14 protein-coding genes are annotated in these 19,777 nt (G+C 61.1%); 5 read left to right on the top strand and 9 right to left on the bottom strand.

Going from position 1 to position 19,777, the window contains the following annotated elements; translation table 11 throughout:
• Positions 1–35: 35 nt before the first annotated feature.
• The 4 genes from VH599_16605 to VH599_16590 form a co-directional block, all read right to left on the bottom strand.
• Entirely contained in the window at positions 36–1,250 is a 1,215-nt protein-coding gene (locus tag VH599_16605; protein HEY7349941.1) for a transposase, read from the bottom strand.
• A 346-nt stretch (positions 1,251–1,596) separates the two neighbouring features.
• Positions 1,597–3,492, bottom strand: a complete 1,896-nt coding sequence (locus VH599_16600) for a hypothetical protein (GenBank protein HEY7349940.1) — start codon at positions 3,490–3,492, stop codon at positions 1,597–1,599.
• 843 nt (positions 3,493–4,335) lie between these two features.
• Positions 4,336–5,463, bottom strand: coding sequence for a histidinol-phosphate transaminase (gene hisC / locus VH599_16595; protein ID HEY7349939.1), 1,128 nt, complete (start codon positions 5,461–5,463; stop codon positions 4,336–4,338).
• A gap of 129 nt (positions 5,464–5,592) precedes the next feature.
• Positions 5,593–6,579 (bottom strand): hypothetical protein, encoded by a 987-nt coding sequence (locus VH599_16590; protein ID HEY7349938.1) that lies wholly within the window; start codon positions 6,577–6,579, stop codon positions 5,593–5,595.
• 613 nt (positions 6,580–7,192) lie between these two features.
• On the opposite strand from VH599_16590, the gene VH599_16585 reads away from it, so the two are divergent.
• Entirely contained in the window at positions 7,193–8,713 is a 1,521-nt protein-coding gene (locus tag VH599_16585) for a hypothetical protein (GenBank protein ID HEY7349937.1), read from the top strand.
• Positions 8,714–8,922: 209 nt separating this feature from the next.
• Here VH599_16585 and VH599_16580 read toward each other — a convergent pair whose 3' ends face one another.
• Both VH599_16580 and VH599_16575 read right to left on the bottom strand, forming a co-directional pair.
• Complete coding sequence (locus VH599_16580; protein HEY7349936.1) at positions 8,923–9,441, bottom strand: GtrA family protein; 519 nt, start codon at positions 9,439–9,441, stop codon at positions 8,923–8,925.
• Positions 9,442–9,831: 390 nt separating this feature from the next.
• Positions 9,832–10,029: a hypothetical protein gene (locus tag VH599_16575; GenBank protein ID HEY7349935.1), complete on the bottom strand. Its 198-nt coding sequence runs from the start codon at positions 10,027–10,029 to the stop codon at positions 9,832–9,834.
• On the opposite strand from VH599_16575, the gene VH599_16570 reads away from it, so the two are divergent.
• Positions 10,028–11,503, top strand: coding sequence for a hypothetical protein (locus VH599_16570; GenBank protein ID HEY7349934.1), 1,476 nt, complete (start codon positions 10,028–10,030; stop codon positions 11,501–11,503). The two genes, VH599_16575 and VH599_16570, sit on opposite strands and share 2 nt — an antisense overlap.
• Positions 11,504–11,540: 37 nt before the next feature.
• Here the strand turns inward: VH599_16570 and ppk1 are convergent, their stop codons facing one another.
• The 3 genes from ppk1 to VH599_16555 all read right to left on the bottom strand — a co-directional run bounded on the left by ppk1 (position 11,541) and on the right by VH599_16555 (position 16,177).
• Positions 11,541–13,799 (bottom strand): polyphosphate kinase 1, encoded by a 2,259-nt coding sequence (gene ppk1 / locus VH599_16565; GenBank protein HEY7349933.1) that lies wholly within the window; start codon positions 13,797–13,799, stop codon positions 11,541–11,543.
• A gap of 390 nt (positions 13,800–14,189) precedes the next feature.
• On the bottom strand, positions 14,190–15,821 hold the full coding sequence (locus tag VH599_16560; GenBank protein ID HEY7349932.1) for a DUF5671 domain-containing protein: 1,632 nt from the start codon (positions 15,819–15,821) through the stop codon (positions 14,190–14,192).
• A 143-nt stretch (positions 15,822–15,964) separates the two neighbouring features.
• The gene (locus VH599_16555) at positions 15,965–16,177 is read right to left on the bottom strand and encodes a hypothetical protein (GenBank protein ID HEY7349931.1); all 213 of its coding nucleotides are present in this window, start codon (positions 16,175–16,177) and stop codon (positions 15,965–15,967) included.
• A 72-nt stretch (positions 16,178–16,249) separates the two neighbouring features.
• Here VH599_16555 and VH599_16550 point away from each other — a divergent pair, with 72 nt between their 5' ends.
• From VH599_16550 to VH599_16540, 3 genes are all read left to right on the top strand, one after another.
• Positions 16,250–17,617 (top strand): MFS transporter, encoded by a 1,368-nt coding sequence (locus VH599_16550; protein HEY7349930.1) that lies wholly within the window; start codon positions 16,250–16,252, stop codon positions 17,615–17,617.
• A 180-nt stretch (positions 17,618–17,797) separates the two neighbouring features.
• Positions 17,798–18,775, top strand: coding sequence for a WD40 repeat domain-containing protein (locus VH599_16545; protein HEY7349929.1), 978 nt, complete (start codon positions 17,798–17,800; stop codon positions 18,773–18,775).
• A gap of 42 nt (positions 18,776–18,817) precedes the next feature.
• A complete protein-coding gene (locus VH599_16540) occupies positions 18,818–19,735 on the top strand; it encodes a class I SAM-dependent methyltransferase (GenBank protein ID HEY7349928.1) in 918 nt (305 codons plus the stop codon).
• The last annotated feature ends 42 nt before the right edge of the window (positions 19,736–19,777 follow it).

The raw sequence follows: 19,777 nt of genomic DNA, 5'->3' as shown, positions 1-19,777 counted from the left end.
GACACTCTCCCGGTTTTAACCGGGAGATTCTTCCTTCATCCAGCCAACTTAGCAGAGCGCAGCTTCCTGCGTCCACCAGCGGTTGTCTGTCCAGAAGCGTTGCGTTCCGCCGAAACGGAACCCGTTCCCGCCTGCCCGGCGGTACGGAGGGCTGCCAGATATTCCAAGGCAGCAGCGAGAATGTTGAGGGCCGCGTTATGATCGCGATCCAGCACCAGGCCACAGGCGGGGCAGATGTGCGTCCGCATGCTGAGCGTTTTCTTCACCCGTTCGCCACAGCCAGAACAATCTTGCGTGGTGAAACGAGGCGACACCGCCACAATGGGAATGCTGTGCATCTGACCATAGTATCTGAGCCAGGAGAGGAACAACCCCCAACTGGCATCGCTGATACTCTTGGCAAGGCGATGGTTCTTGACCAGGCTCGCTATTTTCAAGTCTTCGTAGGCAATCATATCGCTAGATATGACCAACGCCCTCGCGGCTTTGCACGCGAAGTCTTTACGCTGCCTGCTGACGCTCAAATAGCCTTTCGCCAGTCGCTTGATAGCTTTCTTGCGATTCTTGGACCGCTTGACCTTCCGCGAGACGCGCCGATGCAAGCGCGAGAGCTTCGTTTCTGCCTTGCGCAGATACCGGGGATTGGCGACCTGCTGGCCGTCCGAATCGGTATAGAAGGCTTTCAAGCCCACATCAATCCCCACCTGTTTCCCGGTGGGCTGGTGGTCTATGTGCCGGTCTGCCTGGACGGCAAACTGGACATAAGAGCCATCGGCGCGTTTGAGGATGCGAACCCGCTTGATCTGCCCAATGGGAAACGTTTCAATGGAGCGTGTGCCAATGAGGCGAACGGCGCCAATGCCGTGCCCATCGGTGAAGGTGACGCGCTTTCCCGCTGGTTCCAACTTCCAGCCCGAGGTTTTGTACTCAACCGAACGATTATCCTTCTGGAAGCGTGGATAGCCTTTCTTGCCTGGCTTGCCACACTTGCAGTTCTCGTAGAAACGGCTGATACTGGCCCACGCCCGGTCTGCGGCGGCCTGGCGGGCCATCGCATTGAGACGCGCCGCAAAGGGGAAGTCTTTCGCCAACTGAGCGCAGAGGGCTTGCAGGTCATTCTTGCCAACATGCTGCCCATCCATCCAGAGCCGCAGCGCCTTGTTGCGCACAAACTGCGTGGTACGGATGGCTTCATCAATCGCGGCGCGCTGTGTTTTGTTGACCCTGAGCTTGTATTCCAGTATCAGCATGTATCCCCTGTTGGCGGGCCGCCTCACGAATCAGCATCTCTAGCGCGGCGGTACGATTCAATCCATGCCGCGCTGCGAGCGCATCCAAGAGTCGCAAAGCATCTTCAGAAAGGCGAAAGCCGGTGTGCTGTTTCATGTACCAATGGTATCACATTGGTGGAACGCTGTCAACAGCGCAGCGTTTGGGCCATTCATCCCCCGACTAAAGATTCGGGGGCTTTCTGGCTCCTTTTCTGTAAAGATTTCTTCTGAAAGCCGCCCCCTGCTGGTCATTTCCAGCAGGGGACGACTTTCGCGTGGGCGCGGCGGGCGTCCGTCACATCCGCCGCGCCAGATCAGTCAGGCATCAATGGTGGCTGAGGTTCACGCTGCCGATGAACGTACCCCAGTTCGCCAGAACGGTCCGTGTGCCACCGCAGGTTGTATCCGTGACGAATTCGTCGAGGGTACACGTCTGACCAATGTACTCAGTGGCAAACCAGATGGAGCCGCCAGGGCCTGCCACCGCCGCTGAGTAATCGCCCCAGCGCGATGTTCCATCGCCCTCGAACCCGACCACGGTGGGGGAGTCATAGCCCGTGAAGCTATCCTCTGGCCCCAGGCCAGCCCCGGCAACATGGACCTGCCCGGCGCGACCATTACTGCCGATCTCGGCATAGGCTGCGCTGGGGAAGAAGTCCGGGCCGGAGAGCGTGAAGGCGATCAACGCATCGCCGTGATCGTTCACCCCGATGGATGGGAACAGCACGCTTTCCCCAGCCACCGAGACATAGCCCTGCTTGTGAACCTGGGCCTTGAGTCGGTCATGGGCGAAGCCCGGCTGAACGATAAAGTAGGCAATGCCAACCCGCTCCTCGCCGTTGGGTACCTGCACAACGGTATTGACCCCGGCGTAGAGCAGCCCATGAGCAAAGACCACCTGATTCATCCGGTCATCGTTGCCAGCAAGCTTGCTCAACTCCTGAACGGGATCGCCGTTCGCGGCAATGAAGTCAGCGAGCGGCGTCGAGCCAGCTTTCTGGCGCGCATCGGGCGGCTGACCATAGGTTTCGCTGCCGATGACCACATGGCTCAGGGCCACGTGATCGGCGTGGGGGCCACCGATTGCGCTCGTGTTCGTCAGCGCCCATACCGCAATGCGGTTATCGAGCGTGCCGAAGAAATCGAGCGCGCTCAGGAAGTACTCAGTGCCGTGGTTCGGCTCACCATGCAACTCCGGGCTGGTCGCTGGCTGAATAGAATACCAGATGCCACCCTGATCCGGCGTTGGAAGCGCGCCGGTATCGAACTGGAGGAAAGATGGCAGCGAACCAGCGTGTTTGGCTGCGTTGATAAGCTGGAACTTGGAGATCGCGTACACCTGCGCGCCGTTGAACCCATTCGCAAAGACGGGGAACTCGTTGGTGGTGATGTAGAAGCCAAACGCATCAGCGCCGATCAGCGGCTGGTCGCCGAAGCAGGGGCAGTTCGCGTGGCTCGGCGTGCCATTGGTGCTATCGTCGGTCGTGTCAATCGAGAAGATCGACCAGGCGTTGGTGGGATTGCTGGTCTGGCTGACGGCAATGAAGGTATGGCTGGGGCCAGTGAACCCGCCAGTAGCGGGATCGACATCCAACTCCAGAATCGTCATAAACCAGTGGCCGGTCGCGGTGTCAAAGTAGCACTTGGGGTCGCTCAGGAACGGGCCAAACACCAGTGGATTGGCGCCGCGATCAATGGCGAGCGGCAGCCTAAAGAACTCGTTCAACCCGGTTGGGCCAGCAACGATCTGATGGCTGAACCGATTATAGACGGCGGTCACATCGTTGATGGTTTCCACCACGAAATTGCCGCCAACACACAGCCCCTGGTCAGGAGGCTCCAGGCTGAACTGGTTGCCACCGCTGGCTGTTCGCGTGTTAAAATGGTTGAGGCCAGCGAAGCCAGAAAAGCCTGGGTTATGAGTCGTCACCCCATTGGAGGCCGGATTGGGCGCAACCGTCGGCGGGTTCTGCTGCGATCCCCCTCCGTCGTTGTCTCCCTCATCATCCTGATCTTCAATATTAGGGGAGAATTCCGACGCAAACATGGCCGAAGCATTGCCCGCGTGGGCCGCCGTGAAGCCCCCCGTGCCTCCCCCCGCCAGAAAGCGGTCTGATCCCGCCGCCTGAGTATGCCCATAGAAGAAAAAGGCGGCAGCGAACATGGCGATAAGAGTGAGGCCGCTTAACCCGATCAACAGTGATCGTTTTGCATGTCGCATAGAAGTATAAACTCCCTCGCTCGCTAAAGACAACAAAAGTATCGCGCTGCGCGCTCAGCAAGCGCAGCACAGCACAGGCTGGAACAAGCCGGATGATCTCTCATCAACCATCCGCCTGATTCCTGATACCAGGGAGATAAGTACCCGTAGAGCCTCTGGCTGAAGTGTGTCGGTGAAGCGCCAGAAGCCGCTGACTGCACCTCCTTTCGCGTCAGAACAGTGCTGCCTGGTGGCGGGCTGCCCAAAAGGGCCGGGGGATGCTCTGCGAGGGGAGGTTCCCGGCCAGGTCGGGCGCGCTCCAGGCAACACCCTCTGTTTAGAGGGTAGAACAACAGCAAACAATGCGGGTAGCGAAGTGGTGATGATCTGGTTGAGATTCCCCCAAAATGCTGAGCAATCTGCTGGCCTACTGTCCGCCTGTCTTCTTTCTTCATGAGCAGCAAACAAGCAGTGGAGCCTCCCTTCCTGAAGATCGGGCGAGCGCGCCCCGCAGTAGAGGGTCTCAGGAGAGAACCAACCGGGGGACATGTCGGCCAGAAGTCCACAGTCCCAGAAAAAGAGAGGTTGGCAGCCCTCCACTTATATAGTACTCAACCGTGTTACGATAGCGGGCCTGTTTGTATCGGAGTAGCCAAAAATGGCTGCCACCTGTGCTACTTGTAGCGCCGCCTTCCAGGCGGCATGGGCGGGGGAGGGTGTGGCCTGTAGCGCCGCCTTCCAGGCGTCATGAGCGGGGGAGGGTGTGGCGCCTGACGTTCCCGCTGGGGAAAGCGCGCAGCGCGCATAAAATGAAGCCCGGCAGGACGACACGCAGCCGCTCCTGCCGGGCCTGGTTTGTTTCGTCTAGCTCCGCCAGGCCGGTTCGATCTTTGCCAGCGCGCGGGCCAGCGCCTCGGTATCGGCGGGCGCGCCCACACTCACGCGAAAAGCGCGAGCCAGGTCCGGCGCGCGGAAAAAGCGGACCAGAATCCCTTCAGATTCCATTGCCGCGCGCACATCGCTGATCTGCACCCGCTCATCCGACAGATAGGCCAGGATAAAGTTGGCCTCAGAGGGCAGCGCGCACAAGAAAGGCTGCGCCGCCAGCAGATCATAGACGCGCGCGCGTTCGGCGACGATCCTGGTGATGTTGTCGCGCACGTACTCCAGATCGGCCAGCGTCTCCAGCGCCGCGATATGCGCGGCCACATTGACCTCAAAGGGCAGTTGCAGCTTGAGCAGATGGGGAATCATCCAGGGAGGGAAAAGGCCATAGCCCAGGCGCAAGCCCGCCAGGCCCGCCCATTTGCTAAACGTGCGCAGCGCCACCAGATTATCGTAACGAGGCACAAGCTGGGCCGCGCTGAAGCAATCCATCGCATTGGTAAACTCGATATACGCCTCATCAACCACCACAATGCGGCCCGTATTCAGCAGCGCCTCAATATCTGCCAGCGGCATCAGGTTGCCGGTGGGATTATTTGGCGAGCATAAGATGATGATACGGGTATCCGGGCGCAGCGCCGCGCGAATAGCTTCGGGATCAACGCTGCAATCGGGGCGGCGCGGCACAGTCGCCAGCGTGCCGCTGCAAATGGAGGTCACGGTGGCATACAGGCTGAACGTAGGCGGACACAGCAGAACGCTATCGCCGGGGTTCAGAAACGCCTGCCAGAGCAGTTGAATCAGTTCGTTGCTGCCATTGCTCAGAAAAATGTATTCATTTGGGACATGCGTATACTGCTCCAGCGCGGCGCGCAGCGCGGGCGCTGCCGGATCAGGATAGAGGTTATAGCGGGTATAAGCGCCCAACGCCTCCATCACGCGCGGCGAAGGGCCATACGGGTTTTCATTACTATTCAGCTTAATCAGCCGCTCAACTGGAATACCGACACGGGCGCTAAAAGCAGCGAGCGACTCCCCAGGCTCATAGGGCGCGACACGCTCCAGCTCCGGGCGCACAGATACCGCAGCGCATTTCATAGATTGCATAACCATTGTTACTCCTTAACCGGATCGGCAGGGATCATTGATTGGCATAATGAGCTGAAATTGAGCAGATCATTGGGCAACAAGCAAGGCCGCCTCAGACCTGAGGCGGCCTTGCAAGAAAATCGAAGCCTACTCAGCGTCTACGAACATCTGCGCTGGTTTACGAATGAGCGGCGTGCGAGCAGCGGTATTGCCGCGACCGGCAGCCGGGAACATGCCACTATTCGCAAAGTTGTTGACCTGCTGCACATCTTCAGGAAGATCGAGCATAAGCAGGCTCTGGCGCAGCGTGTCGAGGTCACGCAAGAAGCATACCACTGCGGAGGCGGCTGAGCCTCGGTCACGCGCGTTCTCAAATCGGCGGCTGGTACCCTCAGCCGCCGCCTGCGCAGCGTGCGCCGCAATGGGGTCGGACGTATGCGTCGCAAAGGTCTCCACGTAAATCTCATCCCAACTGCTCCAGCGGCCCCGCAGCGGCTTCCATCCAAGCTGGCTATCGCTGATCGTGCGCCATTTCTCATCAGCGGCAGCCGACCAATCAGCCACCAGCCGCGCATACGTAGCGAGTATCTCGTGCATATGGTTCAGTTCTTCGGCGGAGCGATCATCCTGGTATTGGCTGTCATAGCTGGGGGGTTGATCGTCATACATGGATGGCCGGGCGAGCCTGGGTATCCCGCCGGTAAGGCCGCCCAGCGCGGGCAGCGCGCCCATCACGCCATTCTCGCTCAGGGCCATGCTGCCTTCCTGGCCCAGCAATTCACGAATCGGCCCGACAATAATATCTTCGGTCCCCAGCGCGTCCAGCACTCGCCAGGCCAGCTTCGGGTTGTGCAAGGCCCACCAGCCTTTGCGCAGCAGAAACGCGGCGGCAAAGGCAAAGTTGACCACCACCCAGACCACCGCCTTGACCGCCACCCAGTTGAGGAGCAGCATCAACCCTACCCGCAAGAGAGGGTCAGAGGAGCCAATTTCCTCAATGAAGGTAAGGATCAGGGCCACAGTCAGGCTTGGATCATGCAGCGGGTTGATTAATCCAAGCAAAAAACCTAGTATGCGGCGTCCGGTGCTTTGTGGCGCAGCTTGCGCTGCTCTTGATGCGCTTCGCCTGGGCATATCTGTTCCTCCACTCCCACCACATCTGTGTGGGGGCTACTGTCTATCGTGTGTGCCTGGGCGCGTGAGCGGCGTTATACCTTATAGTCTGGACGCTGCACACACCCCTATGCCTTCTCTCTTTCACTTCCTAGTAGTTGTAACAATATCATATAGGGGCGCTGCTCGCTTCATACGCAGCGGCCCTCTGAGAAGTGATTATAGCGCCAGAGGCAGGCAGGCGCAAGCCCGCCTGGCCTGTCGGCCCGCGCCGACAGCCATGACCCAGGAAACCTCTCGCTTGCAAGCGCGGAGCGTATCCACAACGACGCGCCGCCCTGCGCGCCGCTCATCCTGGGGCGGCTCATCCGTGCGCGTGACGGGTTTCTGGCGAGCATGGCCCCACTCCCTACCCTGCCACAAAAGCGGGCGCTCCAGACGCCTGGGGATACTTCCAGCATCTTAGGACCAAAGTACTACAAACGCCCAGGCAGCGGGCGCGTTTTCCCCTTGCCCGGCTCGCCACAGTATGCTATCCTTGAGGGGCATTCGTGCAGGCTTATTTCCGCCCACGGACCAATATCCAGCCGGGCCAGGGTGGATAAAGAGCGTGATATACCTCAAAGGAGGATACATGTCGGCATATCCATCTGACCGGCGCTGCCCGCGCTGTCAGTACCCTGTACCCCCCGGCGCAGCGGCGTGCGCAAATTGCGGGCTTGCCCTGACTGGCGCGCAAGGGGCGGCTCCCGGCTCCAACCCTGCTTATCCACCACCTCCTGGCTCTCATCCCGCTTATCCGCCGCCGCCTGGCTCGCCATCGTCCGGCGGCTCCTATAGCACACTCCCCTCGGCTGATCCCTATGGAAGCCCCGGCAGCCCTGGCGGAGCGGGAAACTACGGCAGCCAGCAGCCTACCGTCTATGGCGGCTCAGGAACGATGAACAGTGCGCCCACCATCCAAAGCCCGCTCTATCCCCCACCCCCCGCCTACCCTGGCAGCCAGCCACCGCAGCAGGGCTACCCACCACCCCCTACCTATCCTGGCAGCCAACCACAAGGGGGCTTCGGCTCCGCGCCCGTCTACCCCGGCAGCCAGCCGCAGAGTGGGTTTAGCCTCCCGCCTACGTTTCCTGGCAGCCAGCCGCAGAGTGGGTTTGGCCCCCCGCCTACGCTTCCTGGCAGCCAGCCGCCGGGTGGCTTGCCGGGCGGCATTTCCGCCCCGCCAGTCATGCCGCAGATGCAGCCCACTCAGCAAAAAGGCAATGGGCTGAAGATCGCGCTCATCGCGCTGGTCATCCTGATCGTGCTGGTCGGCGGCGGCACAGCAGCTTATCTGCTGACCCGCCCCAAGCCAGTCATCACCATCACCAGCAATTACAATGCCGGTTCCTCCACCCCGGCTGGCGCTGCCGACACCGCCTTCCACGTCACCGGCCAGAAGTTTTCCGGCAGTTCCAGCATCACCTTCCTGCTGGATGGACAGCAAGCGCCAGGCACACAGGCCGTTCAGAGCGATAGCAATGGGAACGTAACAACCGACCTGAAAGTCACCAAAGAATGGCCGTTGGGAGCGCATACCATTACGGCCAAAGACGCGGCGGGCTATGTAACTCAGGCCGGTTCCCCGATCCAGGTCGTCTGCCAGGGTTGCAACAAGACCCCTGGCCCGCATGGCTCGCCCACCAACAGCGCCTCCTTCAGCCTCAAAATCACTATTACAAGCCGCGCGCTGGGGACTGTCACGGAAACGCTGATTATCACCGGCAAAGATGACACCGGCGGTACGGTCTGCCAGAGCCGCGATGACAGCCAGACCACCCTCAGAGAACCGGGTACGCTCACCTTTGCCGACGGGAACAAGTTTGAGTACGTGGAGGTTTCAACCAACCAGTGTTCAGGGGCTTTTGTCGGCGGCCACCTTACCTACATCGAAACGACTGTCACCGACGAATTTGACTTCAACGGTGGGCCGAAATGCCCCATCAGCCCTCATAAAAAGCAGGCGCTGACCGGCGACTTCACGGATGCAAATACCATCAGCGGCACGTTTAGCGAGGACAGCTTCACCCTCACCACCTGCCAGGAGACGGCAGACAGCGGCCCGATCACCGTTGACGCCGACTCCGGCACTTTTACCGGCACGCTCAACTAACATCACATCCGCATGAAGCGGAGCGTTTTACTTGTAGCGCCGCCTTCCAGATGAAGCGGAGCGTTTTACCTGTAGCGCCGCCTTCCAGGTGAAGCGGAGCGTTTTACCTGTAGCGCCGCCTTCCAGGCGGTACACGCGGCCTCCGCCTGTACCGCCGCCGTCCCTGGCGGCGAACGGTGGGGGGCGGCGCTTCCGGTAATAACGCCGATTTATAGCGCAGCCTGCGCCGACGCGCGATAGGTCCAGAGCCGGTGCATCGAGAAATTGACGAACGTCACAATCAAAATAGCGACGGCCTGCGCCATAACCGGCGACAGGCGCAGCGCGTGATGGGCGACATAAGAGATCGCCAGCGTCAGCACAAACCCCAGGGCCGATGGGCCATGAAAACGCACGCAGCGCAGCCAGAAGGGGCGCTGATTATCAACCAGCCCATGAAACGTGAACCGATCATTCAGCAGAAAGTTACAAAGGAGCGCGATCTCGGTAGCAAGCACAATATACCCATCATAGGGCAGGGTCGTGTAGCGCGAAAAGACCCAGACACAGGCCAGATTTACCAGCGTCCCCAACCCACCGACAATCAAGAAGGAAGCCAGCCGCATAATCTCTGCCGCGTGGCCCCGCGAATACGCATCGAGGCGCTCGTAGCAAAAGCGATAGAACGCCTGCGTGCCATCTACTTCCTGGTCATCTACTTCTCGTAGAGGATCAATGCTTGATAGCATCTCTCAGTGTTTCCTTGTCATAGTTCCGCCGCCAGGGGTCGCCTCCATCTGCTAGTGCATGGGAAGCGCCATCAGCCCCAAAGCGTCTGAAGAAGCCTGGTGGAACAGTCGTCTCTGTTCCCGCTCTGGTAGATACGATTAATCGTTTTGCCTGGTCACAAGAGGGGCTGCGCGCCTTGCTTCTCTTCCTCTTTCCTGGCAGCAGCGCACACCAGCTATAGCCCATTTGGGTATCTTTCTGCCTGACTTGTTGTCACCACTTCCACAAACAGGTATACTGAGCCAGACCAGCATACAGATTCAGCAGATTCCCCTCGCTGCTCAAGCAGCCGAGAAGATGAGCATAACGGCAGAAAGGTGGCTTGCTACTATGGGAAACGATCAGTGGCTCTACCCTCCGAAACGTGGAAGCAACGAGCGTCCGCGACCCGGTGGGGGAAACTCTGGTCCGCTGCCAGGCCAGCGCCCTGGCGGCGTCCGGCCACCAAATGCCTCCAGCCCAATGGCGAACGGGCGCTCGATGGGCAATCCGGGTAATTCGAGCGTCGGCCAATCTCCCCTGAACAATAATCGAGAATCGCGTCCCATGCAGCGCCCTCCTTCTAGCCCCCTCAACAGCGGCGGGCGCAGATCGGGCGGGTTGGGCGGCCAGGATCAGCGCGGGCGCACAAGCGGAGGCTGGGACGAGGGATCGTCCTGGCAGGGGAACTCGCGCCCCAGCCGGAACCTGACGCCGCCAACCGGGCGACCAGGATCAGGCGGGCGCGGGCAAAGCGGCCAATGGGGCACGAATCAGCGTGGCTGGAACGATGACGACGACTGGGGCATGCGCCAGCAGCGGACGCCTTCGGGCAAACAAATGGCTGGCGGGCGCACAAACCAGGGCGGGCGCGGCCAGACACCACCGCGCAAAGGCACCACTATGCGCGGTGACTGGGTGGTGGAGACAGACCCCAAATACCGGGCGCCGGGCAGTTCCCTGCGCGTGCGCCTCTTGCTCTTACTGCTGACAGCGGTGATCGCCCTGGGGGCGGGCATCTATTTTGTACCGGGCGCAAAGACCCGCCTGCTTGGCTTTCTCCCCGGCCCCAAAAACCCTTCCACCACCACTATCGGGGGCGGCAGCGGGACTCTGACCCTTCAGGTAAACGCGCCCAGCGCCAAAGTGACGCTCGATAACAAAGACTACACCACCCAGGCTGGTCAGACGGCCTCTTTCTCCAGCATCTCCATCCCTGCCCTCGCGCCAGGCGCTCATAACGTGACGATCCATGCCGATAACTTCACCGACTTCACCGGCCAGCTTCAGATGCCCGGCGCCGACGCGACGATGACCGCCTGGCTCGCGCCCACCGCCGATCAACTGACCGCCCTGGCCGCCAAATTCAAGCCAGCAACCCAACCCACCCCAGGCGTCGCCGGGGACCACTACAACGCCACCGGCACAGCCACCGGCAAGATCACCATCAGCATCAGTTATACGCTGAGCGGGCTGACCGCAACGTCCTTCGCCAGCCTGATCGCGCAATCGGGCGACACCAAAACCGCGCCCTTCGAGCCAGCGGCGCTCACGCTGACCCCGGTCATCACCTTTAAGAACGCCGCCGGAACGCAGTTGTACCAATATAAGCCCAAGGCGTTGGCGACCAGCCAGTTCGCGCTTCAGATGCCCCTGGCCTTCGATGACAAAGGCGCGCCGCAGTTTGGCACGCCCACCGCCAGCCTGCCAGCCAACGTGAAGATAGACTTTTCCGGCCCCGCCAAAAACGATTACGCGCTGTATTACGCGCTCATGAGTATTCTGCCAAACTCCACCAACACCCTGACCTTTACCTGCGTGGGCGCGGTGAATAAAACGACCTTCAACCCGGAGGACGGGCTGCTCATCGTCGAGACCAAAGACGATGCCACCCATGCCCATTACTTCTATCGCTGGGGGCTGCTCTGGGCGACCAATGCGCCAGCTCACACCTTGACTCCCAAGGCTCCCCAGGGCGCAGCGGGTAGCAACGAGTTTAACGGCGCCAACACGGCGCGCGCGAACGGAAGCTGCGGCAGCTAGGCCACTTGTAGCGCCGCCTTCCAGGCGGCAGGCCAGTTCACTCAGCGCGAAAGAGCGGATTGGCGACAAACCACATCTGCATATCCAGCGGCGGCTGGCCCTCAGCCGGACGCCGACGGATATAAGACCCGTCGGATTGCAATTCGCGCGCGTTGCTCGTCTCTTTGAGCAGGTGCAGCAGCACCTTATCGCGCAGGGCCGCGCGCAACTGTGGCTGCTCGATGGGAAACAGCGTTTCCACGCGCCGGTCCAGGTTGCGCGGCATCAGATCGGCGCTGCCCAGATACAACTCCTCTTCGCGGCGATGGCCGTTGCCATTGGCAAAATAGAAGAGACGGCTATGCTCCAGAAAGCGCCCCACCAGGCTGATAACCCGAATATGCTCGCTGACCCCTGGCACGCCTGGCCGCAGGCAGCAGATGCCGCGCACGATCAAATCCACCTGCACGCCCACGCGCGAAGCGCCATAGAGCGCGCGAATGATTTCGGGGTCCACCAGCGCGTTCACCTTGAAGATCAACCGGCCAGGAGCGCCCGCGCGGTGACGCTGAATCACCCGCTCGATGCGCGCCAGCAACTCGCGGCGCAGCGACAGCGGCGCAACCAGCAGCTTGCGATAGTCCGGCTGGCGCGAATAGCCCGTCAGCGCGTTGAAGAGTTCGGAGGCGTCAGCGCCAAGATCGGGGTCAGCGGTGAGCAGGCAGAAATCTTCATACGTGCGGGCCGTCGTCGCGTTATAATTGCCGGTGCCAAGATGCACGTAGCGGCGTAAGCCATCGCGCTCGCGGCGCACAACCAGCGCCACCTTGGCATGCGTCTTCAGCCCAATCAGCCCATAGGTGACATGCACCCCCGCCTCTTCCAAAGCGCGCGCCCACTCGATATTGTTCTCTTCGTCAAAGCGCGCCTTCAACTCCACCAGCACCGCCACCTGCTTACCATGTTCAATCGCGTCCAGCAGCGCCCTCACCACCGGCGAATCGCTGCCGACACGATAGAGCGTCTGCTTGATCGCCAACACCTGGGGGTCACGGGCGGCGGCTTGAATAAACTCCGCCACAGAGCTAAACGAATCGTAGGGATGATGCAGCAGCAGATCGCCCTGGGCAATCGCCACGAAGGGATCATGACCGGCAGCCAATTCAGGAGCAATGCGCGGAACAAGCGGCTTGTCCTTCAGGTCCGGGCGATCCAGGCGCAGCAGTTCCATCATATCGGCCAGGCCCAGCGGGCCATCAACGACCAGCACATCCTCTTCGCTGAGTTCCAGATGCTCCAACAGCAGTTCGCGCACCTGCGGCGGCATGCTGGTATCCACACAAAGCTGCACTGGCGCGCCAAAACGTCGCTCGCGCAGCCCGTGCTGCACCTCCTCCAGCAAGTCTGCATCGTCGGAGGCTTCATCTTCCTGAATCTCAATATCGGCATCGCGCAGCACCCGAAACGGATACGCCTGCACGATCTCCATCCCGCGAAACAGCATCGAGAGATGGGCGGCAACCACCTGCTCCAGCCAGACAAACGCCCCGCGCTCCGGCTGAGGCGGGCTGGAAGGAATGGGCGGCGTCGGGCCATCAGGCAACGGCGTTGGCAGCGCCGCCAGCGAAACGCCATGCACTTCAGGGCGGGCGGCGTCGGATTCTGGCTGCGTTTCGGCGTCCGGCACACGCACGAAGCGCGGCAGCGTCGGCGGGATTTTCAGGCGGGCGAAGCGTTCGCGGCCCAGGGGAGAGCGCAAGATGACGGCCAGATTCAGGCTGAGGTTCGAGATGTGCGGGAACGGATGCCCAGGGTCTACCGCCAGCGGCGTGACGATGGGAAAGACCTCGCGGTGAAAATAAGCGGCGGCGGCGGCGCGCTGCCCTTCATCCAACTGCTCGTAGTTCAGAATCTTGATACCGGCTTCGGCCAGCGCGGGCAGCAAGACCTCACTCAAGACCTGGCGCTGTTCCGTCAGCATGGGGATCAACCGCTGGCGAATGGCGGCAAGCTGAGCGGTAGGCGTCATGCCATCGGGAGAGATATCGCTGACCACCTTGGATGTCTGCTGCTCCTTCAACCCGGAGACACGCAGCACAAAAAAGTCATCAATGGTGGACTCGAAAATGGCGAGGAACTTGATCCGCTCCAGCAGAGGATGCCGAAGGTCTTCGGCCTCTTCCAGAACACGGCGGCTAAACTCAAGCTGGCTCAGTTCGCGGTTAATATACAGTTCGGGGCGCTCCAACCCCTCGGTAAGCTGTTCTTCATCTCGGATCACATCCGATGCAGACGGCGCAATACGTTTCGCCCTCATAACGCTCCCCACTTGCTAGCAGGCGACCACTCACCACACGAGGATTTGACGAGGCTGCCAGGAGATCGCTTTAACGATAGATAGCTTCACACGGCAAGCCTGCCCACCAGCAATGACCTGACGCAAAACATGGACACTTTCATTATACTCCCTCTGGCGGAAGGTTTGCGCACACGCAGGCCGCCTGTACCGCCAGCCGCCGTCCCGGCGGCCAACCCGTAGCGCCGCCGCCCCGGCGGTCAACGCTCGCCCTGGCGCAGCGGTGAGCCGCCGAGACGGCGGCGCTACAACGGCAACCCCCGATCATTGGTGGAACCACACACCAGAAAGGGGCATCAGACCTGCTGCATCCTGGCTTGCACGTCTGATGCCCCTGATGTTCAGATGTTGCTACAGGTGAGGCAGGCGTCGAATGCGCTCCGCCGCGCCGGACGGATCAAGCGCGCCCGCATACACGCGCTGCAAAATAGCTTCGAGCGTTTCCGGCGCGCCGGTTGGCGGCTGCGCCAGTTCCACCAGCGTGGCAGGCGCGGGCGCTGGGACCGGCTGCGCCGCAGCGGCGCGCGCGTGGCTCACGCGCAGATCGGCGCGCAACTGCCACAGGTGATACAACGCCGTCGCGCCCAACACCAGCAGAACAACCGCGCTCTGGCGCGCTGACTGGGGGCTGGCCGCAGGCAGGCCCAGCACGCTTGCCACGATCTGATAGATCAGAAACACCGCAGCAATCAGCGCGCCAATAGCCGTGACAGCCAGCAGCGTCAGCACGTAGACGCGGCGCGGGATGGTTGGCCCGCCCTGGGCCGGATCGGACACGCGCCGCAGCCGCAGCCAGAGGATAGGATACAGCACCCCCGCGACCACCACGCCAACCGCTCCTGCCCAATCGTCTGCGCTCGGCGGATTGCCATCAGGAATCACGCGCTCGACCAGACCAGCCACGATCAGAATGACTCCAACCAGGAAAAAGCCCGCGCTCAATGCGGCAGGAATCGCCAGCAGCCCTTGCTGAATAGCTTCCCGAAGTTGAGGCATCCGCGCGGCCATGCGCCGTATCCACAAGGCATATGGTACCGTAATCAGCAGGCCAGTAAGCAGCGTCCCGACAAAGGCGAGCGAGCTATCGAGCGCCTCTTGCCAGGCGTTCCCATCGCCAAACAGGGACGCGATGGAGGTATAGACGCCTTGCGCGATACCATACAGGAGCCAGATCAGCCCATAACCCAGCGCCCCATACCACACGATGCGCTGCAACACCGCTCCCCGACTCCACGCCCCCAGCCACACGTACAGACCCCAGGCCGCTGTGGCAAAGAGCGCCGTCAGGATTGGCGAAAGAAGCGGCAGCGGTGGGCAGGCCACAGACGTGCCGGTGGGGCTGTCGAAGAACTGAAAGCATTCGGGCTGTGGCACGACATTGCCATTCACCAATGCCCACCGAATCACGGCGCTGATGGTGGCGAAGAAAGCGGCGCTGGCAATAATGAGCAAAATGGCCTGCACCCCATCTTCGCCAATCTGGCGGATGATTGGGGCGGCGCGACCAGCAGGATTGACCCGCCCGCGTTCCAGAAATACCAGCAAAAAGACCAGCGCAGCAACAAGCGCAAAGGCGAGCGGAGCCGCTATATCTACAAAGTTGTCGCTCTGATCTATTTCCGAGAGCACGGATACTCCTGCGGGTACGGCAATCAGCGCGGCCAGCGCCATCAGCCCATTAAGGAACACATGGCGCGTCGGACCAGCATCGGCCCCCGGATCGCTGCGCGCGTCGCGGCGAATCAGCCAGTAATGTCCCCCACCAAAAAGCACCCCCACTAAAACCACCGTGACCAGAAAGAGGACCACGCTTTGCTCGATCTGCTGACTGGTCGGTGATGGCGGGGTAAAAAACTCATCATGAGGCAGCAGGCCAGCAAAATGAAACAGATCAATCAACAGGATAATGGTCATGACTGCCGTAAAGAGCAGCGCAAACGTCGCTGCGGTATAGAGATAGACACGCTTTAGAGTCTGAACCATAATCTTCCCCTCCTCGTCTCCCGACCACCAGCGCCTCCTACATCTGGTGGCAGAGCAACACAATGTTTCCAATCGCAGCGCATCTGGTCCGCCACATTCATAGAAACGAACGACCTGCATCAGAAGCATCTTTCTTCTTTCTTCTACGTATTTTTACCGTAGCGCGCTGGCGTCACTTGTAGCGCCGCCGTCCCTGGCGGCCAGCCACTTGTAGCGCCGCCATCCTGGCGGCCACCGCTGCGCCAGCGCGAGTGTTCGCCCTCCAGGCCACCTGACCAGCAGGCTAGCATCCAGCCACTTGTAGCGCCGTCTTCCAGACGGCTACCGCTGCGCCAGCGCGAACGTGCGCCCGCCAACACCTCCTATCTGGTGGAACTTGAGATAGCCCTGGCCTGAGCGGAGCTGCCTGGATAGTGTATACTATCAATATGTCCGCTAACGTAAACGAGAATCTTTCATCCACTGAAGCGCAACCCGAAGTTCAAGCCGACCCTAATTTAGCCAGGCCAGCCACACAGCCGCGCGGCGCGCTGCGGCGGCTGAGCAATCAGGCATTTTCCCGCTTTGTCGCTGCTGGCCCCTGGGGGGCGCTGGCCTACCGTGATTTCCGCCTGCTCTGGACCGGTCTGCTCATCTCCCAGGCAGGGACACAGATGCGCGTCGTGGCCGTTGCCTGGCAGGTCTTTCTGCTCAGCGGCTCAGCCTTCCAGTTGGGCGCGCTGGGCTTATTCCAGGCCATCCCCACGATGGCCTTCTCATTGGTGAGCGGCGTGGTCGCCGATGCCTTTGATCGTCGCAAGCTGCTCATGCTCACAGAGATTACGCTGGCGCTCTGCTCCGTCACGCTGGCGCTTTTGACCATCTTCAACCTGATTACCGTCCCGATGATCTACGCCATCGCCTTTATCTCCTCGGCAGCCGGTTCGTTCGATTACCCCACGCGCCAGACGCTCATCTCCAAGATCGTCCCCAACGAGCAGCTTACCAACGCCTACTCGCTCAATATGCTTATGTTCAATCTGGCAACCATCGTCGGGCCAACGCTGGGCGGCCTCGCCATTGCCACGTTGGGTGTAGCAGGCACGTACTGGTTTGATGTCGCCTCCTATGGCTGCGTCATCGTTGCCCTGCTGCTCATGCGCGCCGATGGCCGACCCGGCAAAGACCGCGCCGCGCCGGGCCTGCAATCGCTGGTAGAGGGAATGCGGTTTCTGCGGCGGCATCCGGTCATTCTCTCCGTCATGCTGCTGGACTTCTGCGCCATGTTCTTTGGCTCCACACGCAGCCTGCTGCCCATCTACGCCGCCAACATCTATCATGTCGGGCCGCAGGGATTGGGCTTGCTGCTCGCCGCCACAGGCATTGGCGCCGTCCTGGCTGTCTTCCTCGCTGGTCCCATCGGACGCTGGCGCCGCCAGGGGCTGGGCATCTTGCTCGCCATCGCGGCCTATGGGCTTTGCATCCTCCTCTTCGGGTTATCATCCTGGTCGTTTGCATTTGGCATCTTTTTCCTGGCCGCTGCGGGCGCGGCAGATATGGTCAGCACCGTCTTGCGCAGCGCCATTGTGCAGCTTGGCACCCCCGATGATTTTCGCGGGCGGGTCAGTTCGGTCAACGCCGTGTTTGCCATCGGCGGCCCCATGCTCGGACAATTCGAGGCAGGCACGCTGGCAAACTTCTCCGCCGCGCCCATTGCTGCCGTCATCGGCGGCGCAATCGTCATAGGCAGCGCGAGCCTCTTTTCCGCGCTGGTTCCGGCGATACGCCGGTTCATACCCCCAAAAGAGCGCGCCTGATCTGTTACACAACCAGGCAAAAGCCTTGACAACCACCCGGTCCTCCTTGTTATACTTTCTCTGGTGCAGAGAAATGATGTGTTTTGGACACATCCGGTAGACCGAAGAGAGAGCGCCCGTTTCCCGTCTCGGAAAAACTCCAGGCGACGATTCAGCGGCCATTGGCAAGGAGGCGCACCCGTGCAAAACCGCCCGGTTCCTCCTCCGGAGCAAGTTCACCTTTACCTGATACGCAAACTTGGCAACCCTGGAGATCAGGTGCTTGGGGCCGCCTTTCACCCCTCCCTCTCGATAATAGCAACCACCAGCGGCAGCGGCGCGGTGCAGCTTTGGGAACTGGGAACAGGCAGCGCGCAACTCCTTGTCAAGCTGCATAACACCAGCCTTTCGGCCATCGCCTGTAGCCCCGATGGGCGGCTGCTGGCGGGTGGAGATGGCAACGGAACCCTCTGGCTGTGGGACACACGCGCCTGGAAACCGCTGCAACGGCCCAACAGCCACCGTTTTGCTATCCTCGCCGCTGCTTTCAGCCCAGATGGGCAGATGCTCGCCACCAGTTCTCTCGATGGCAGCGCCTATCTGCGGGGCATTACCATCGGCAGCCCGTCAATCGCCCTCAAAGGCCATACCGACGTGGTGGAGAGCATCGCCTTCCATCCCGCTGGTCAGATACTCGCCACCGCCTCGCAAGATGGGACGGTTCGTCTCTGGCAATCGCCAGAGGGACGCCCGCTGACAACCCTGTTTCAATCCCAGGAATGGGTCACAAGCGTGGCCTTCAGCCCAAACGGGCGCTGGCTGGCCTGCGGCCTGGAAACCGGGGAAGTCCAGATTTGGGGGATGCAGGACGGGCAACTGTATCGCCGCCTGGCCGGACCCAGGGGCGGCGTCCTCAGCCTGGCCTTTAGCCCCGACAGCCGCCTGCTGACAACCGGAAATGAAGACAGCACAGCGCGGCTCTGGGTCGTTGAAACCGGGCGCTCAGTCGCAACCGCTTCAGGCCACGAAGGGGCGGTGTCCGCTGTAGCGTTTTCGCTGCAAACGACCAGAACCTTGGGAACCCTCTCCCCACAACTCACCGACGCGAACATCCTCCTGCTGGCAACGGGAAGCCACGACGGGACAGTGCGCCTCTGGTCTGTCAGCGTTGAACCATGAGCAGCGCAAAAACCTCTCTGTGAAGAAAGGACTGGTGATCTCATGCGTCTCTTTGGTTGGTTCCGGCGCAGCCCACAGCAAGCGGAAGCCTCGGATGGCAGCGCATCGCACAGCCAGGGCTGGCTCGGCGGGCGGCGTATCCTTACAAACACACCTTATGTCATGCCGAAAGACAAAGCAGAGGGAGATCGGCTCGATCTTCAGCACCATCTCTACAAACTGCTGCTTGGTCGCAATTACTTCGCGCGGCTGCGCCAGCCGCGCGAGATCCTCGATGTCGCCTGCGGCACCGGCATCTGGTGCCGCGAAATGGCCCTGGAGTTCAAGCAGGCTCAGGTCATCGGCTTCGACATTGATCGCACGCCGATGGAAGCCTCGCTGGCGCGGCTTGGTCCTGGCGGCATGTTCCCGCCCAACTTCACATTTCTGGAAGCCGATGCCTTCCAACGCTTCCCGTTCGAGGATGAAGCGTTTGATTTTACCCACGCGCGAGCGATCTCCCCCTTCGTGCCTATGGACCGCTGGCCCGCTGTCGTCGCTGAGATGGCGCGTGTCACCCGAAGAGGCGGCTACGTGGAACTGGTGGACTTCGATATGAGCAGCGCGTCCAGCCAGAGCCAGGCGTTCAATACACTGTGGGAGGCAATGCAGCAGCTGATGGCCGCGCGCGGCTTGCATCCGGGCGCTGCCCCCTATCTCGCGCGCTACTTACACGAGGCGGGCCTGGCGCATGTTCAGGAGCGGCGCGCGCTGGCCGGAACAGGGCGGCAGGCCCAACGACAGCAGCGGCTCCTGGCGACAGACCTCTTGTCCATCCTGACCAACGTTCAACCCATCATGGCGCGGGCGCAGATTATGCCGGAAGCCAGCTACCGCCAGACTCTGGAGCGCGCGCGAAGCGAGACGCTGCGCCTGAACATCACACAGCCGGTCGTGTTTGCCTTCGGGCAGCGGCTCTAGAAATCGCGGATATTGCATTTTCTTCTCTGATTCGCGCCTGCT

The organism is Ktedonobacterales bacterium, assembly GCA_036557285.1.
Taxonomy (GTDB): Bacteria; Chloroflexota; Ktedonobacteria; order Ktedonobacterales; family DATBGS01; genus DATBHW01.
The sequence above is the reverse complement of the archived record's forward strand: the minus strand, read 5'-3'. Positions and strand labels throughout refer to the sequence as shown.

Bases quoted from the DNA above. Each gene is read 5' to 3' on its own strand.
- VH599_16605 (HEY7349941.1), bottom strand. From the start codon at position 1,250: ATGCTGATACTGGAATACAAGCTCAGGGTCAACAAAACACAGCGCGCC.
- VH599_16600 (HEY7349940.1), bottom strand. From the start codon at position 3,492: ATGCGACATGCAAAACGATCACTGTTGATCGGGTTAAGCGGCCTCACT.
- hisC (HEY7349939.1), bottom strand. From the start codon at position 5,463: ATGCAATCTATGAAATGCGCTGCGGTATCTGTGCGCCCGGAGCTGGAG.
- VH599_16590 (HEY7349938.1), bottom strand. From the start codon at position 6,579: ATGCCCAGGCGAAGCGCATCAAGAGCAGCGCAAGCTGCGCCACAAAGC.
- VH599_16585 (HEY7349937.1), top strand. From the start codon at position 7,193: ATGTCGGCATATCCATCTGACCGGCGCTGCCCGCGCTGTCAGTACCCT.
- VH599_16580 (HEY7349936.1), bottom strand. From the start codon at position 9,441: ATGCTATCAAGCATTGATCCTCTACGAGAAGTAGATGACCAGGAAGTA.
- VH599_16570 (HEY7349934.1), top strand. From the start codon at position 10,028: ATGCAGCGCCCTCCTTCTAGCCCCCTCAACAGCGGCGGGCGCAGATCG.
- VH599_16575 (HEY7349935.1), bottom strand. From the start codon at position 10,029: ATGGGACGCGATTCTCGATTATTGTTCAGGGGAGATTGGCCGACGCTC.
- ppk1 (HEY7349933.1), bottom strand. From the start codon at position 13,799: ATGAGGGCGAAACGTATTGCGCCGTCTGCATCGGATGTGATCCGAGAT.
- VH599_16560 (HEY7349932.1), bottom strand. From the start codon at position 15,821: ATGGTTCAGACTCTAAAGCGTGTCTATCTCTATACCGCAGCGACGTTT.
- VH599_16550 (HEY7349930.1), top strand. From the start codon at position 16,250: ATGTCCGCTAACGTAAACGAGAATCTTTCATCCACTGAAGCGCAACCC.
- VH599_16540 (HEY7349928.1), top strand. From the start codon at position 18,818: ATGCGTCTCTTTGGTTGGTTCCGGCGCAGCCCACAGCAAGCGGAAGCC.